15 protein-coding genes are annotated in these 15,010 nt (G+C 72.1%); 7 read left to right on the forward strand and 8 right to left on the reverse strand.

Translation table 11 applies throughout. From position 1 onward, the window contains the following. Nucleotides 1-24: 24 nt before the first annotated feature. Nucleotides 25-1,218, reverse strand: a complete 1,194-nt coding sequence (lhgO, locus tag Aiant_RS04630; protein ID WP_189331104.1) for an L-2-hydroxyglutarate oxidase — start codon at nucleotides 1,216-1,218, stop codon at nucleotides 25-27. 141 nt (nucleotides 1,219-1,359) lie between these two features. Here lhgO and Aiant_RS04635 point away from each other — a divergent pair, with 141 nt between their 5' ends. Next, complete coding sequence (locus Aiant_RS04635; protein WP_189331105.1) at nucleotides 1,360-2,049, forward strand: GntR family transcriptional regulator; 690 nt, start codon at nucleotides 1,360-1,362, stop codon at nucleotides 2,047-2,049. Between the two features lie 30 nt (nucleotides 2,050-2,079). Here Aiant_RS04635 and Aiant_RS04640 read toward each other — a convergent pair whose 3' ends face one another. Genes Aiant_RS04640 through Aiant_RS04655 form a run of 4 tightly spaced genes read right to left on the reverse strand, consistent with a single transcriptional unit; the run spans nucleotide 2,080 to nucleotide 6,016 of the window. Beyond that, a complete protein-coding gene (locus Aiant_RS04640) occupies nucleotides 2,080-3,546 on the reverse strand; it encodes a HAMP domain-containing sensor histidine kinase (RefSeq protein ID WP_189331106.1) in 1,467 nt (488 codons plus the stop codon). Next, a complete protein-coding gene (locus Aiant_RS04645; RefSeq protein WP_189331107.1) occupies nucleotides 3,543-4,253 on the reverse strand; it encodes a response regulator transcription factor in 711 nt (236 codons plus the stop codon). Before Aiant_RS04645 ends, Aiant_RS04640 begins: the two co-directional genes overlap by 4 nt. A gap of 33 nt (nucleotides 4,254-4,286) precedes the next feature. Continuing rightward, complete coding sequence (locus tag Aiant_RS04650) at nucleotides 4,287-4,688, reverse strand: FMN-binding protein (RefSeq protein ID WP_189331108.1); 402 nt, start codon at nucleotides 4,686-4,688, stop codon at nucleotides 4,287-4,289. 8 nt (nucleotides 4,689-4,696) lie between these two features. Beyond that, nucleotides 4,697-6,016 (reverse strand): ferredoxin reductase family protein, encoded by a 1,320-nt coding sequence (locus tag Aiant_RS04655; protein ID WP_189331109.1) that lies wholly within the window; start codon nucleotides 6,014-6,016, stop codon nucleotides 4,697-4,699. 164 nt (nucleotides 6,017-6,180) lie between these two features. On the opposite strand from Aiant_RS04655, the gene Aiant_RS04660 reads away from it, so the two are divergent. The 4 genes from Aiant_RS04660 to Aiant_RS04675 all read left to right on the forward strand — a co-directional run bounded on the left by Aiant_RS04660 (nucleotide 6,181) and on the right by Aiant_RS04675 (nucleotide 10,675). Next, nucleotides 6,181-6,750: a DUF4956 domain-containing protein gene (locus Aiant_RS04660; protein WP_189331110.1), complete on the forward strand. Its 570-nt coding sequence runs from the start codon at nucleotides 6,181-6,183 to the stop codon at nucleotides 6,748-6,750. Next, nucleotides 6,747-7,508 carry a polyphosphate polymerase domain-containing protein gene (locus Aiant_RS04665; RefSeq protein WP_189331111.1) on the forward strand — a complete coding sequence of 254 codons (762 nt, stop codon included), beginning with the start codon at nucleotides 6,747-6,749 and terminating at the stop codon, nucleotides 7,506-7,508. The genes Aiant_RS04660 and Aiant_RS04665 overlap by 4 nt, the downstream gene beginning before the upstream one ends. Further along, nucleotides 7,495-9,288, forward strand: a complete 1,794-nt coding sequence (locus Aiant_RS04670; protein ID WP_189331112.1) for a carbohydrate-binding domain-containing protein — start codon at nucleotides 7,495-7,497, stop codon at nucleotides 9,286-9,288. Before Aiant_RS04665 ends, Aiant_RS04670 begins: the two co-directional genes overlap by 14 nt. Before the next feature lie 316 nt (nucleotides 9,289-9,604). Next, entirely contained in the window at nucleotides 9,605-10,675 is a 1,071-nt protein-coding gene (locus Aiant_RS04675; protein WP_189331113.1) for an LCP family protein, read from the forward strand. Here Aiant_RS04675 and Aiant_RS04680 read toward each other — a convergent pair. The 3 genes from Aiant_RS04680 to Aiant_RS04690 all read right to left on the reverse strand — a co-directional run bounded on the left by Aiant_RS04680 (nucleotide 10,672) and on the right by Aiant_RS04690 (nucleotide 12,636). Then, nucleotides 10,672-11,289, reverse strand: a complete 618-nt coding sequence (locus tag Aiant_RS04680) for an MBL fold metallo-hydrolase (RefSeq protein ID WP_189331114.1) — start codon at nucleotides 11,287-11,289, stop codon at nucleotides 10,672-10,674. The two genes, Aiant_RS04675 and Aiant_RS04680, sit on opposite strands and share 4 nt — an antisense overlap. 93 nt (nucleotides 11,290-11,382) lie before the next feature. Beyond that, a complete protein-coding gene (locus tag Aiant_RS04685; RefSeq protein WP_229830093.1) occupies nucleotides 11,383-11,856 on the reverse strand; it encodes a hypothetical protein in 474 nt (157 codons plus the stop codon). A 45-nt stretch (nucleotides 11,857-11,901) separates the two neighbouring features. Beyond that, nucleotides 11,902-12,636 (reverse strand): class I SAM-dependent methyltransferase, encoded by a 735-nt coding sequence (locus Aiant_RS04690; RefSeq protein ID WP_212846953.1) that lies wholly within the window; start codon nucleotides 12,634-12,636, stop codon nucleotides 11,902-11,904. A 76-nt stretch (nucleotides 12,637-12,712) separates the two neighbouring features. Here Aiant_RS04690 and Aiant_RS04695 point away from each other — a divergent pair, with 76 nt between their 5' ends. Together Aiant_RS04695 and Aiant_RS04700 are read left to right on the forward strand one after the other, a co-directional pair. After that, entirely contained in the window at nucleotides 12,713-13,660 is a 948-nt protein-coding gene (locus Aiant_RS04695) for a phosphodiester glycosidase family protein (RefSeq protein WP_189331115.1), read from the forward strand. A gap of 5 nt (nucleotides 13,661-13,665) precedes the next feature. Beyond that, nucleotides 13,666-14,973, forward strand: coding sequence for a GtrA family protein (locus Aiant_RS04700; protein ID WP_189331116.1), 1,308 nt, complete (start codon nucleotides 13,666-13,668; stop codon nucleotides 14,971-14,973). The last annotated feature ends 37 nt before the right edge of the window (nucleotides 14,974-15,010 follow it).

Consider the following 15,010-nt stretch of genomic DNA (forward strand, 5'->3'; position numbering starts at 1 on the left):
CCATCGGTTCCTCGCACGAACGCGTCAGTCGAAGATCGCGGACACCACGTGCTCGGCGATCGCCAGGGACGACGTCGCCGCCGGTGAGGGGGCATTGCGGACGGCCGTGACGGCGCCCATCCGGTGGATGCGGAAGTCGTCGACCAGACTGCCGTCCCGGTCCAGCGCCTGGGCTCGCACGCCCGCACCGGCCCGGACCACGTCGGCCGCGCCGATCTCCGGGACGTACCGCATGGCCTCGACCATGTACCGGCGCTTGGAGAGCGAGCCGCGCACCTCCTTGATCCCGGTACGCCAGTGCTGCCTCGCCATCCGCCAGGCGCCCGGCCAGGCGGCCAGCGCGGCCAGGTCGGGAAGGGAGAGGTGCGAGCGCCGGTAGCCCTCGCGCGCCGTGGCCAGCACCGCGTTCGGGCCGACCTCGACCACGCCGGTGACCCGGCGGGTGAAGTGCACGCCGAGGAACGGGTAGCGCGGGTCCGGGACCGGGTAGATCATGCCGCGGACCATGTCGGCCTTGGCCGGCTTGACCCGCATGTACTCGCCCCGGAACGGGATGATGATCGGTTCCTGCTGGTCGCCGGCGAGCTTGGCGACCCGGTCGCTCTGGATACCGGCGCAGATGATCAGCCGGTCGACCGCCAGGCGACGCTCGCCGGAGACGACGTCGATCTTGGAGGGCCCCGGAACGATGGACGAGACCGGCCAGTTGAGGCGGACCTCTCCGCCGGCCGCGATGATGTCGTCGGCGAAGGCCCGCGCGATGCCCGGGAAGTCGGTGATCGCCGTCTCCGGCGAGTGCAGCGCGGCGAGGCCGGCGGCGTGCGGCTCGATCTCCCGGATGCCGGCCGGGTCGACCCGGCGCAGGCCGGGCACGTTGTTCTGGTGCGCCCGCTTCTCCAGGTCGTCCAGCCGGCCCATCTCGTCGGCCCGGACCGCCACGACCAGCTTGCCGCACTCGTCGTACGCGATCTTCCGCTCCTGGCAGTACTCCTTGATCAGCGACCGCCCCCGCGAGCAGAGCCGCGCCTTGAGACTGCCCGGCGTGTAGTAGATGCCGGCGTGCACCACCCCGGAGTTGTGCCCGGTCTGGTGCCGGGCGACCGCGTCCTCCTTCTCCAGGACGACCACCCTGGTGCCCGGCCGCCGGAGGGTGATCTCCCGGCCGATCGCCAGGCCGACGATGCCGGCTCCCACGATCCCGATGGTCTCGTCAGCCATCACTTTCTCGCCTCCGTCAGGTCGTACGCGCTCGGGCGAAACCGTAACGCCTCGGCACCCTGCTCCTTGCCGGGCATCGGCACCGCTCCGGCATGATGAGAGGTCCGGCACCGGCATCGACAGGAAGACGACGAGTAACCGATGGCGTCTGAGCACGACACCGATCGGCGGGCGGCGCGAGTCTCCGCCCCCAGCACGGCGGCCCAGGCCCGCGACACCCTGCGCGACGCCATCCTGCGCGGTGTGTACCTGCCGGGCGAGCGCCTGGTCGAGGCCCAGCTCTGCGAGCGGTTGCAGGCGAGCCGGTTCACCGTCCGCGCGGCCCTGCAGGATCTGACCGCCGAGGGCCTGGTCGAGGTGCAGCGCAACCGGGGCGCCCAGGTGCGCAAGGTGTCGCTGGCCGAGGCCGTCGAGATCACCGAGGTCCGGATGGTGGTGGAGGGCCTGATCGCGGCCCGCGCCGCCGAGCGGGTCCAGCCCGAGCAGGCCACCGAGCTCGACGAGATCGGCGTGCTGATGCGCCGCGCCGTCGAGGCGGGAGAATATCGGCGGTACAGCGACCTCAACGTCCGCCTGCACGCCCTGGTCCGCCAGATCGCCGGCCACCAGACCGCCGACCGCATCGTCGAGACCCTGCGCGGCCAGCTGGTCCGCCACCAGTACATGCTGTCCCTGCTCCCGGGCCGCCCACAGACCTCCCTCCCGCAGCACCAACGCATCATCGCGGCGATCCGCGACCGCGACCAGAAAGCGGCCGAAGCAGCCATGCGCGACCACATCGCCAGCGTCATCGCGGCCTTGCGCTCCATGGAGCACCTCGGCCCGGCTTAAGGCCTGTTCCATGACAGGCCTTAGTAGCGATCACACGGGCAGGCGGATCGTCATCACCGTGCCACCGGTCTCGGCCGGGGCGGCGGCGACCGTGCCGCCGTGCTGGGCGGCGGTCTGGGCGACGATGGCGAGGCCGAGACCGGAGCCGGGCATGGAGCGGGCGGCCGTGGCGCGGTAGAAGCGGTCGAAGACGAACGGCAGGTCCTCCTCCGCGATGCCCGGACCGCTGTCGGTGACCGTGAGCTGGGCCCACCCCGGCTCCGCGCCGGCCAGCGCGATCCGGACGGTGGCGCCCGGTGGGCTCCATTTCGCCGCGTTGTCCAGCACGTTCACCACCATGCGCTCCAGCTCGCCGGGGCGGCCGTGGACGGTGGCCGGCTCCAGGGACGTGTCGTAGGTGAGGCCGGGGGCACGGATGCGGACCCGGGACACGGCCGCGGACACCACGTCGGCGAGGTCGACCGGCTCGATCGCCTCGAGGGTCGCCTCCTCGCGGGACAGCTCGACCAGCTCGGTGGTGAGCGTGGCCAGCTCGCGCACCTGGGCGTCCAGGTCGGCGAGCAGCTTGGCCCGCTCCTCCGGGGGCAGCCGGTGCGCCAGCTCGGGGCGGCGCTCCAGCTCCAGGAGCAGCTCCACGTTGGTCCGGATGCTCGTCAGCGGCGTCCGCAGCTCGTGCCCGGCGTCCTCGACCAGGGTGCGCTGGGCGCGGCGGGACGCGTCGATGGCGGCGAGCATCGCGTTCACCGAGCGGCCGAGCCGGGCGATCTCGTCGTCGCCGTGCACGTCGATCGGCTGGTCCAGGTCCTGGGTGACGGCGACGTCCTCGACGGCCGAGGTGAGCCGCTCGACCGGGGCCAGGCCGGCCCGGGCGACGGTGCGCCCGAGGAAGGCCGCCCCGGCGATCCCGGCCGCGCACCCGAGCGCGAGCAGGAGCGCGAACGCGGCGAGCACCCGCTCGCTGGGGTCGGAGTCCATGCCGACCTGGACCGCGCCGCCGCCGGTGAGGGGCACGGTCAGCATCAGGTAGTCGTCCGGGCCGAGCGTGATCCGCTCCTGCGCCGGACGCGGCGAGGCGCCGGAGGCGATCTGCCTGGCGGTGTCGGTCACCGGCAGCGTGGTGCGGCTGCCGCCGGCCGGTGCGCCGGTGGCGTCGAGGATCTGCCAGCACGGGCCGATCTCGCCGTGTTTCCCGCCGTCCCGGCCCGGCCCGTGCCCGCCGTCCCCGTCACCGTGGCCGCCGTAACCGCCGGCGTCCTCGCCGGGCTGCTCGCGGGTGCGCGAGGACTCCGTCGCCAGCCACTGGTCCGGGTTCGCCGCGATGGACGTGGCGTCGCTGCGCAGCTCCAGCGCCACCTGGTGCCGCTGGATCTCCCGCACCGCCACCCAGGCGCCACCGGCGACGACCACCATGGCCGCCCCGACCGCCACCGTGACCAGCAGCGACAGCCGCGCGTGCAGGGTGCGCGCCCGCCACCACCGCGCCGGCCCAAACCTCACAACGGCTCCTCTCGCAACACGAAGCCGACCCCGCGCACGGTGTGCAGCAGCCGCGGCTCGCCCTCCGACTCCAGCTTGCGCCGCAGATATCCCAGGTAGACGTGCAGGCTGTTGGAGCCCTCGCCGAAGTCGTAACCCCAGACCTGCTCGAACAGCGCGGCCCGGCTGAGCACCTGCCGCGGATGGCGCAGGAACGCCTCGAGGATGTCGAACTCGGTGCGGGTCAGCCGCAGGGCACGGCCGCCGCGCTCGACCTCCCGGGTGCGGGGATTGAGGCGTACGTCAGAGAACACCAGCCACTCGCCCGCCGACGCCTCGCCGGGGGTCGTGTCGGCCGGCGCGGTCAGCGCCGACCGGCGCAGCAGCGCCCGGATCCGGGCCAGCAGCTCCTGGAGGGCAAACGGTTTCACCAGGTAGTCGTCGGCGCCGGCGTCCAGGCCGGCGACCCGGTCGCCGACACTGTCGCGGGCGGTCAGCATCAGCACCGGCAGGAAGACGCCGTCGCCGCGCAGCCGGCGGCACGTCTCCAGCCCGTCCAGCCGGGGCATGCTGACGTCGAGGATCACCGCGTCCGGCTCGCCGGCCCGGACCGCGTCGAGGGCCTGCACCCCGTCGACCGCGATCTCCACCTGATATCCCTCGAAGCGCAGCGTGCGCGCGAGCGAGTCGCGCACCGCCGCGTCGTCCTCCACCACCAGGATCCGCATGCCCTCCACCCTGCCAGCCCCCTCCGACAACAATCAGCTGAGGTGGGCCGCGTCGAGCGCGGACTGGAGCGACTGGAGATACCCGTCACTGGTGACGGTGGCGCCGGAGACCGTGTCGATGTCGGCGCTCTGCGCGTCCAGCGTCTCCTGCACGAGGGCCGGGATGGCCCGCGCGTTGATCTGCTGGTCACGGCCGTTCTCGTTGGGGTACACCGGCACCGAGACGCTGGTGATCCTCCCGTCCGCGACGGTGATGGCGACCTGAACGTCACCCCACCGGGTCGACACCGCGGAACCGGTGTAGGTCTTCCCGCCGCCGGTGGTGGCAGCGACCGCGGCCGCGGCCGGCGCGGCACTGTTCGTGCTGGTCCGATAGCTGAACAGCAGCACCAGGACGGCAACGGTGGACAGCATCCACAGGGTGATACGACGCATCGGATTCCTTACCAGGAGAAGAGTTCGGTGTGCAGGCGATCGGCGGCGACCCCGGCCTCGAGCGCGGCACCCCGCACCGACTCGGCCCAGGCCTCCGGCCCGCAGACGTACAGATGGGCGGTGGCGACCTGGGGCACGATCTGCCGCAACGTGGCAGCGTCCCCCTGCCCGGCCAGACTGCCCGGCAGCCAGGAGGACCCCTCGGCGCGCGGCCCGAGCAGGGTCACCACCCGCACCCCGCGGTGCCGCGCGAACCACTCCAGCTCGGACCGGAAGGCCAGCTCCGCCTCGGTGCGTGCCCGATAGATCAGGGTCGCCTCGCCCGGCTGATACGGCAGCTCGCCGAGCAGCGACAGCAGCGGCGTCACCCCGATCCCGCAGGCCACCAGCACCACCGGCCCACCGGCGTAGCTCTCCCCGGTCAGCTTCCCGTACGGCCCCTCGACCAGCACCCTGGTCCCGGGCCGGAGCGTTGCCACCCGGGAGCTGCCGTCCCCGAGGTTCTTCACGGTGATCCGGAGCCGGTCGCCGTGCGGGGTCGCGGAGAGCGAGTACGGGTTGGCCCGGCTCCACCCGGCCCCGTCCAGGAACCGCCACTGGAAGAACTGCCCGGCCCGCACCGGCAGCTCGCCGAGCCGCCGCCCGGTCAGGTACACCGAGGTCAGCCCGGGTCCTTCCGGCACCACCCGGGTCACCACCAGCCGGTGCCGCCAGTTGCGCCAGGCCGGCAGCCCGACCCGGTACGCCAGCACCGCCCCCGCCGACACCACGTACAGCGTCCACCAGTACGCCCGCGCCACCGGCGACCCGGCGAAGTCCGTCCCGGTCCACAGCTGGTGCGGCAACGCCAGCCCGACGCCGAGGTAGGCATAGAGGTGCAGCAGGTGCCACGACTCGTACCGAAGCTTCCGCCGGGCCGCCCGGATCGACGTCACCACCACCATGGTCAGCGCGAGCGTCCCCGCGGTGGCGAGCAGCATCCCGGGATAGTTCACGATCTGGTCCCACAGCTCGGTGAGCAGCCCGGTGACCGTCACGATGTGCACGACCATCAGCCAGAACGAGCTGAACCCGGTCCACCGGTGCCACCGCGCCAGCCGGTCCTGCCCGAAGGCCCGCTCCACCAGCGGGATCCGGGCCATCAGCAGCACCTGGACGAGCATCAGGTCGGCGGCGACCAGTCCGGTCAGCCGCCCCCACGCGTCGAGAGAGCCCAGCTGCTGCACGCCGCCGTCGCTCACCCAGAGCGCCACCACGACCAGCAGGCTGAGCGCTGCCGCCGAGCCACCGAGGTCGGCGGAGAAACGCGGGGTGCGAGTCGCTGTCATGCCCCCAAGATTCGGCACCGTGCCTAAGACCTGGACCACCGGAAACGTAAGGAATCGCTAAGAGGAACGGCTCTCAGAGGCGCGACAGAGCACCCACAGGTTCCACCCAGGCGGCGATCCCTGAATGGGGAAACACCACCTGAACCCCGCCTGAAGGAAACCTCGTGAACGCTCTGTTTGCCGCTGCCGCGGACCTCGTGGCGATCGGCCTCCTCACGTTCGGCGTCTACTTCCCCCGGCACCACCGGCGCGATCTGGTCGCCGCGTTCCTGGGCGTGAACATCGGCGTGCTCGCCGTGTCGACCGTGCTCGGCGCCGAGAACGTCGGTGCCGGCCTGGGCCTCGGCCTGTTCGGCGTGCTGTCGATCATCCGGCTGCGCTCCGACGAGATCACCCAGCACGAGGTCGCCTACTACTTCGCGGCGCTCGCGCTGGGCCTGATCACCGGCCTGGGCGGGCTCGACCCGATCACCGGCGCGCTGATGGTCCTGATCATCGCGGCGCTCTGGATCGGCGACCACCCCGGCCTGTTCCGCCGATACCGCCACCAGACGATCCGCCTGGACACCGCGCACGCCGACGAGACCGCGCTGCGTGCCCACCTGGAGCGGGTGCTCGGCGGGACCGTGGTCAACCTGTCGATCAAGCAGGTGGACCTGGTCAACGACAGCACCCTGGCCGAGGTCCGCTACCTGGCGCCGGCCGGCCGCGCCGCACGGGTGCCGGTCGCATGATCGCCACGTTCGCCCCGATCTCCCTGGACCACCTGGTCGCCGACGCCGAGCTGCTCACCCGGGTCGACCGCAAGTACCTGCTGCCCGCCTCGCTGCTCCCGGACCTGCTGGCCCGGCTGCCACGCGACGCCCGGGTGCTGGAGATCGACGGCCGCCGTGACTTCGGCTACCGCTCGGTCTACTTCGACACCGAGCGCCTGGACAGCTATCTCGGCGCGGCCCATCGCCGGCGCCGGCGCTTCAAGGTCCGGATCCGCACCTACCTCGACACCGGCGCCCGCTTCGTCGAAATCAAAACCCGCGGTTCCCGCGGGACCACGATCAAGACCCGATTTCCGTACGACGGAAGCGGTCACGATCTAGGCCCTGCGGGCCGAGCCCACCTGGACCACGTCCTGACCGGCGCCCACATCTCCCCGGACGGTCACACGTTTCAGCCGGTGCTCGCCACCGGATACCGCAGGCACACGCTCTACCTGCCCGGATGCGGCAGCCGGGTGACCGTCGACACCGACCTCACCTGGTCGCTCCCGGACGGCGCCACGCTCGGCATGCCGGGCCACGTGGTCCTGGAGACCAAGTCGGGCGGCGGTGTCTCGGAGGTGGACCGCCTGCTCTGGCGGCTCCGGCACCGCCCCGCCTCGATCTCCAAGTACGCCACCGGCCTCGCCGCCCTGCGCCCCGAACTCCCCGCCAACCGCTGGCACCCGATCCTGCACCGCCACTTCTCCCTGAGGAACCGCCATGAGACTGCGTAAGAAGTTCGTCGCCGCCGTCAGCTCGGCCGCGCTGGCGGTCGTCCTGCTCGCCGGCTGCTCCGGCGGCACCGGCTCGACCGCCGCCGAGGCGGCCACCGCCACCGCCGCGGCCGGCACCGTCGACGGCACCCAGAAGGCCGCCACCGTGCTCGCCGCCAACAAGAAGGTGACCGCCGCCGGTGACGTCGCCACCGCCGGCGCCTCGGCCGTCACGCTCTCCGGCAACTCGGCCACCAGCAGCGCGGACGGCGTCACGGTGGACGGCTCCACGGTGACGATCACCAAGGCCGGGACCTACCGGATCACCGGGACGCTGCGCGACGGGCAGATCGTGGTGGACGCCGCCGGCGCCGCCGTCACGCTGATCCTGGACAACGCGTCGATCAGCAGCGCGACCACGGCCGCGATCGCCGCCACCGCGGTGGACTCGCTGGTCGTCGTACTGGCCGACGGGACCAGCAACACGCTGTCCGACGCCTCGTCCTACGCCGCCGACGCGGACGTGAACGCGACCCTGTTCAGCGCCGGCGACCTGAGCATCACCGGCGACGGGTCGCTGACGGTGACCGGCAACGGCAACGACGGGATCACCTCGAAGGACGGCCTGGTGATCCAGTCCGGGACGGTCACCGTGACCGCGAAGGACGACGGGATCCGCGGCAGGGACTACGCGGTGGTGAACGGCGGGACGATCACGGTCACCGCGGGCGGCGACGGGATCAAGGCGGACAACACCGAGGACGCCGACTCCGGATACGTGGCGGTCACCGGAGGGACGGTGACGCTGACGGCGACGGGTGACGGGGTGGACGCGGCCACCGACATCGTGCTGACCGGCGGCGACCTGACCGTCAAGGCGGGTGGCGGGCACACCGGCAAGGTCGCCGGCGACGCCTCGGCGAAGGGTCTGAAGTCCGGGGTGATCACCGTGCTGGAGGGTGGCACGACGACGGTCGACGCGGCCGACGACGCGATCCACAGCGACGGCGCGGTCCACTTCACCGGCGCGAAGGTGACCGTGGCCAGCGGCGACGACGGCGTGCACGCCGAGGGGCAGCAGATCGTCGACGGTGGCACGCTGGACGTGACCACGGCGAACGAGGGGCTGGAGGCGGCCGACTTCGTCCTCAACTCGGGCACCGTGCACGTGCACTCCAGCGACGACGGCGTCAACGCGGCCGGCGGGTCCGGCACAGGTGGCGGGCGGGGCTTCGGCGGCGGCGGCGAGGAGGTCGGGCCGTACAAGTGGACGGTGAACGGCGGCACGCTGATCGTCGACGCCGGCGGCGACGGGCTGGACTCCAACGGGACGGCGTCGATCACCGGCGGCACCGTGGTCGTGAACGGCCCGGAGGGCAACGGGAACGGGGCGCTCGACGTGAACGGCACCTTCACGATCAGTGGCGGGACCCTGCTGGCGGCGGGCAGCGCGGGCATGGTGGTCTCGCCGGACACCGACTCCGAGCAGGGCTGGCTCTCCGCGACGCTGGACAGCGCGGTGGCGGCCGGCACCACGATCCAGATCGCCGACAGTGACGGGAATCTGGTCGCCTCCTACGTCACCGGCAAGAGCGTCCAGAACGTCGTCTTCTCCTCTTCGAAGATCAAGAGCGGCGCGACCTACACCGTCCACACCGGCGGCACCGCGGCCGGCACGAGCACCGGCGGCCTGTCCGCTTCCGGTTCGCTCACCGCAGCCACCAAGATCGCCACGGTAACCGCCAACCAGGCCGCCGCCGGCGGCAACGGCTTCGGCGGCGGCGGCCACGGCCCCCGCTGATCCCGAAACGCCAAGGGCCGCTCCGCCACAACGCAGAGCGGCCCTCACCCGCACCAGACCACGCAGCCGCTGGTCACCGCAGCCCGACGACCCGCCCAGATCCACCCCGTCCGGCTGGCCCTGGCCGCCCTACCCGAGCCCGAGAAAGGGCCCTGGGGGCCAGCCGGGGTTTGGCTGTGCGGCGGGTTCTGATTGCGGGGCGGGACCGCTTTGGTCGTACACAAATCGGGTGTTGATCCTGAATAACCGCGGCCCAGCGCGGCGCGTGCCGTGCGACTATCCCCAGGCCCGACAAAAGCGGATATCAGGAGACAACGTGGGTCGGATCGCGAAACGCCGTGCGCCGTTCTGGGCGCGGCTCGGAGTCGCCGCCGGCAGCCTGCTGCTCGCACCGGCCCTCATCGCCGGGCAGGCGGCGCCGGGTTTCAGCAGTCCAGCGGCGGCCGGCACGATCGCCGGACCGCTGAATCTGCTGCTCGTCGGCATCGACCCGCGCAACGATCACACCGCCCCGCTGGCCGACTCGATCGTCGTGGCGCACATCCCGGCGGACCGGCACGGGATCTTCCTCTTCTCCATCCCGCGGGATCTCGTGGTCACGATCCCGGCGTTCGCGAAGTCCGGGACGCCCGCGCAGCGCAGCAAGATCAACGCGGCGATGGGGCTGGGCAGCCGGCTCGGCGGGGATCGGTACAGCGCCGCGCAGGGCTTCGAACTGCTCGCCCAGACCGTCGGGAACGTCACCGGGATCCGGAAGTTCGACGCGGGGGCGGTGCTCAACTTCGGCGGCTTCACCAAGATGGTCGAGGCGGTCGGCGGGCTGTCGATGCCGATCGACCAGACGGTCGTCTCCGAGCACCGCAAACCGGACGGCACGCCGCGTGACCGGCTGCCCGAGTGCCCCGGGCACGACAACTGCCACCGGCCCTACGTCGGCCCGCAGAAGGTCTACCCGAAAAGCGACAAACCGGTGCACCTCCAGCCGTGGCAGGCGCTCGACTTCGTCCGGCAGCGCTATGGCCTGCCCCGCTCCGACTACGACCGGCAGCGGCACCAGCGCCAGTTCCTGAAAGCCCTGGCCAAGAAGCTGAAGCGGACGGTCCTCAGCACCCCGGACGGCCTGTTCCGGACCACCACCGCGATCGGCGACTCACTGACCTTCATCGGCGGTGGTCACAGCCTCGCCGAGTGGGCCGCCTCGCTCAGGGACATGCACCTCAACGCCATGACCGGCCTCGGCCTGCCCGGCGGCCCGCTGTTCGAGAACGGCCTGTACCGCGGCGAACAGCTCCCGGCCCGGGTGACCCCGTTCTTCACCGCGGTGGCCACCGACCGGATCCCGCAGTACCTGCTGGCCAATCCGGGCGTGGTGACCGTCGACGGCTAGGAACCCAGAGCGGCGTGCTCGGCGGCGATCGTGGTGTCCGGGCCGTGGCCGGTGTGGACCACGGTGCCGCCGGGCAGCGGGAACAGCTTCGCCCGGATCGAGGTGACGATCAGGTCGCCGTCGGAGTAGGAGCGGCCGGTCGCGCCCGGGCCGCCCTGGAACAGGGTGTCGCCGGTGAAGACGCAGCCCAGCTCCGGGGCGTAGAGGCAGACGGCGCCCGGGGCGTGGCCCGGGGTGTGCAGGACGGTCAGGCCGATCCCGGCCACCTCGACGCGGTCGCCGTCGGACAGGTCCTTGTCCCAGGTGGTGCCGGGGCCGTGGGTGAGCTCCCAGAGCGGCAGCTCGGCCGGGTGCAGCAGGATCGGCGCGCCGGTGCGCTCGCGCAGGGCCGGGGCGACCCGGACGTGGTCGTCGTGGGCGTGGGTGCAGACGATCGCGGTGACCCGGCGGTCGCCGACGATCGCGAGGATGGCGTCGACGTCGTGCGGGGCGTCGATCACCACGCACTCGGTGTCGTCACCGACGACCCAGACGTTGTTGTCGACGTCGAAGGTCTGCCCGTCGAGGCTGAACGTCCCGCTGACCACGCCGTGATCCACCCGTGCCCGCTGCATCCCCCGATTCTGCCCTGCGAGCCCGGGAGTGTTCGCCGCTCCCCCGACTTCCCGGCGCGGGCCGGCCGGCACGCACGGCCGGCCCGTTCCGGGTCAGGCGGCGCAGGCCGCCTTGAGGTCCTTGATCGCGGCGTTCAGGTCCGCCTTGCTCGGGGCCTTCTTCGGGTTCTCGTTCCAGGCCTTGTCGAGCTCGTCCATGGCCGCCTCGACCTTGCCGGCCGCCGCGGACACCGTCTCGTTCGCGCCGATCGCGTAAGCGGTCATCGCGGTGGCGCCCGCGATGTACTGGGCCGACACCGCAATGTATCCGGCCGGCGGCCCGATCTTCTCGGCGTCGGCCGCCTTCTTGACCGTGTCGTCGACCGCCTTGAGCAGCTGGGTGCAGGCCTTCTTGGTGGCGGCGTCGACGGTGGCCGCGGCCTCCGTGGTGGGTGCGGCCTCCGTGGTGGGTGCGGCCGCCGGAGCGCTCGCCGCGGGGGCGGCTTCGGACTTGGGTGCCGGGTCGCAGGCCGTGAGGGCCAGGACGGCCAGGACGGACGGAACGATGACCCCGTGAATACGTCGCACTACATTCCTTACTTTCAATGACATCTGCGCCGGAAAGGTAGCAGATCAGCGTCGGGCCAGCAGGGAGAAGGCGTTCGGGAGGCGGCCCGACCAGGCCGCGGCCTGCAGGTCGCCCCAGCGCCAGAACGGCTCCGCGTACTCGGCCAGGTGCTCGATGGTGAAGCCGGCGCCGATCAGCGTGGTGACGATCTCGCCGAGCGTCCACTGCGACTCGACGGCGCCGTTGGCCGGGAACGTGTCGTTGACGAACGAACGGGTGAAGTAGCTGCGGTCCGGGCGGATCCGCGGCTCGTCCTCGTCCCAGCTCCACAACGGCACGGCCGGATGTCCCTCGTAGATGAACAGGTGACCGCCCGGTCGCAGCACCCGGTGCAGATCACGCGCCCACGCGCCCAGGTCGCGCATCCAGATCAGCGCGCCCTTGCCGGTGTAGACGAGGTCACTGCTGGCGTCGCGGACCGGCAGGCCGGGCAGCTTGCCGACCAGGTAACGGACCGGCAGGCCGGCCTGCTCGGCGCGGCGCTGGGCGGCGGCCACCGCCCGCGGGCTGTAGTCGACGCCGAGCACCGAGCGCGCCCCGGCCTTGGCGAGGGCGATGTCGTCGGCGCCGTCGCCGCTCTGCGGATGGACCACGTCCGGGGCGGCGGCCAGGATCTCGGCGAGCAGCTCCCGCTCGGCCGGCCACAGCGCCCGTTCGCTCAGCGCGAAGGCGAGGATCTCGTCGGACTCGTCCTCGTACTTGCCGGAAACGGCCTCCCAGGCCTGTCGTGTCTGATCCACGCGGCGGACGGTAGTCGACAGAGGGTGGACGGCCGCAACACAGTTCCGGCACAAGGAGCGCCGCTTCACTCGGCTCGTGACCAGTGAGAACATCTCCAAGAAGCGACTCTCCCGGCGCGGATTCCTGGGCGGTGGCCTGGGCGTTCTGGCCGCGGCCGCCGGTGGTGGCGGATGGGCGCTCAATCGTTATGTCATCGATCACGTCGAGGTGTCCGGCGCGTCCGCGCTGACCGCGGCCAACGTCGTCGAGGCGCAGGCCGCGAGCGACGGGACGGCGACCGCGACGTCCTACACCAGCGACACCGCGACGATCACGATCAGCACCGTGAGCACCGGGTCCGGCAGCGACAAGGTGACCTATTTCGTCGCCGACGTCCAGGTCACCGACGCCACCATCGTGCGGTCGGCGTTCGCGAACGATCAGTTCGGCGAGAACATCACCGCCAACCCGTCGACGATCGCGAAGAGCGTGAACGCGGTGCTGGCGATCAACGGGGACTACTACGGGTTCCGGGACACCGGGATCGTGATCCGCAACGGGGTCACGTTCCGGGACTCCGGGGCGCGGCAGGGGCTGGCTTTCTACGCCGACGGCAGCGCGAAAATCTACGACGAGACGGCGACCAGTGCGGACGAGCTGATCGCGGCCGGGGTGTGGAACACGCTGTCGTTCGGGCCGGGGTTGGTCGAGGACGGCAAGGTGCTCAGCGGGATCGACCGGGTGGAGGTGGACACCAACTTCGGCAACCACTCCATCCAGGGGAACCAGCCGCGGACCGGGGTCGGGCTGATCGAGGAGAACCACCTGCTCTGGGTGGTGGTGGACGGGCGCAGCAGCGGGTACAGCCTGGGCGTCTCGATGACCGAGTTCGCGCAGATCTTCGCGGATCGGGGCGCGCGGGTGGCGTACAACATCGACGGCGGCGGGTCGTCGGCAATGGTCTTCCGGGGCTCGCTGGTGAACAACCCGCTCGGCACGGGCCAGGAGCGCGGCACCAGCGACATCCTCTACGTGGCCGGGTGATCGGGATGCTCGTGCTGATCCCCGCCTACCAGCCGGACGGGCGGCTGGCCGACCTGGTCCGGGCGCTGGGCCGGCACCCTGTGCTGGTCGTGGACGACGGGAGCGGTCCGGCGTACGCGGAGTTCTTCGACCGGGCACGCCGGGCCGGCGCCGAGGTGGTCACGCTGGACCGGAACCGCGGCAAGGGCTTCGCGCTGCGGGCCGGGTTCGCGCACGCGGCCGCCCACCATCCCGGGCACGACGTGGTCTGCGCGGACAGTGACGGCCAGCATCGGCCGGCGGACATCGAGGCGGTGGCGGCCCGGGTCGGTGCCGGGGGCGCCGCGATGGTGCTCGGGGTGCGCCGGTTCACCGGGACGGTGCCGGTCCGCAGCAGGTTCGGGAACTCCGCGACGCGCGTGCTGTTCCGGCTGGTCACGGGCATCGCGGTGACCGACACGCAGACCGGGCTGCGCGGCTATCCGGCACGGATGCTCGGCTGGCTGGGCCGGGTGCCCGGCGACCGTTTCGAATATGAGCTGCGGCTCCTGCTGCGCGCGGCCCGCGAACGCCTGACCGTCGAGCAGGTCGAGATCGCCACGGTCTACCTGGACGGCAACCGCTCGTCACACTTCCGCCCGCTGCGCGACTCGGCCCGCGTCTACGGCCCGCTGCTCGGCTTCGCCGCGTCGTCGCTGCTGGCCTTCGCCGTCGACGCCGCCCTGCTCGCGATCCTGGTGTCGGTCACCGGTCAGCTCGTCCTGTCCGCGGTGACGGCCCGCCTGGTCAGCGCGACCCTCAACTACTCGATCAACCGAACCGCCGTCTTCGATCGCGTCCCGCACCGCCGGGCCGCCCCACGCTACGCCGCCCTGGCCGCCCTGTCGCTGACCGCGAACGTCCTGCTCCTCGGCCGGCTGACGGACCTGCTGGGCTCGCTCGTCCTGGCCAAACCGCTCACCGAGGCAACGCTGTTCGCCGCCGGTTTCCTCGCCCAGCGAGCGTTCGTCTTCAGCCGCGGCCGGGAGGCGCGAGGTGGGCAGACGGTACCGGTGGGCGACGCGGCCTTCAGCCGCGGCCGAGAGGCGCGAGGTGGGCAGACGGTCCCGGTGGGCGACGCGGCCTTCAGCACGCCGCGACCGATTTCCGGTACGCCGGGCAGCGCGCCCCCGAGCGAGCGGTCGCGATGGCGCCCCGCCGTGGCCGGCGGTCCCGAGGTCGCGACAACGGCGCAGCCCCCGGCCGACCCGCCGGCCGCCGGGCCGGCGGGTGGCCCGTCGCGCTCCGGCACCGCGGCGGTCTCGTCCGGGGTGACCTGGGCCGGGAATGGATGATGCGGCCGGTGCTTGGCCACCGACCGCATCATTTCCC

The organism is Actinoplanes ianthinogenes (assembly GCF_018324205.1).
Taxonomy (GTDB): Bacteria; Actinomycetota; Actinomycetes; order Mycobacteriales; family Micromonosporaceae; genus Actinoplanes; species Actinoplanes ianthinogenes.

What these genes read in the sequence shown, in the direction of transcription:
- Aiant_RS04670 (WP_189331112.1), top strand. Translation starts at nt 7,495, where the DNA reads ATGAGACTGCGTAAGAAGTTCGTCGCCGCCGTCAGCTCGGCCGCGCTG.
- lhgO (WP_189331104.1), bottom strand. Translation starts at nt 1,218, where the DNA reads ATGGCTGACGAGACCATCGGGATCGTGGGAGCCGGCATCGTCGGCCTG.
- Aiant_RS04645 (WP_189331107.1), bottom strand. Translation starts at nt 4,253, where the DNA reads ATGCGGATCCTGGTGGTGGAGGACGACGCGGCGGTGCGCGACTCGCTC.
- Aiant_RS04700 (WP_189331116.1), top strand. Translation starts at nt 13,666, where the DNA reads ATGCTCGTGCTGATCCCCGCCTACCAGCCGGACGGGCGGCTGGCCGAC.
- Aiant_RS04665 (WP_189331111.1), top strand. Translation starts at nt 6,747, where the DNA reads ATGATCGCCACGTTCGCCCCGATCTCCCTGGACCACCTGGTCGCCGAC.
- Aiant_RS04635 (WP_189331105.1), top strand. Translation starts at nt 1,360, where the DNA reads ATGGCGTCTGAGCACGACACCGATCGGCGGGCGGCGCGAGTCTCCGCC.
- Aiant_RS04655 (WP_189331109.1), bottom strand. Translation starts at nt 6,016, where the DNA reads ATGACAGCGACTCGCACCCCGCGTTTCTCCGCCGACCTCGGTGGCTCG.
- Aiant_RS04680 (WP_189331114.1), bottom strand. Translation starts at nt 11,289, where the DNA reads ATGCAGCGGGCACGGGTGGATCACGGCGTGGTCAGCGGGACGTTCAGC.
- Aiant_RS04650 (WP_189331108.1), bottom strand. Translation starts at nt 4,688, where the DNA reads ATGCGTCGTATCACCCTGTGGATGCTGTCCACCGTTGCCGTCCTGGTG.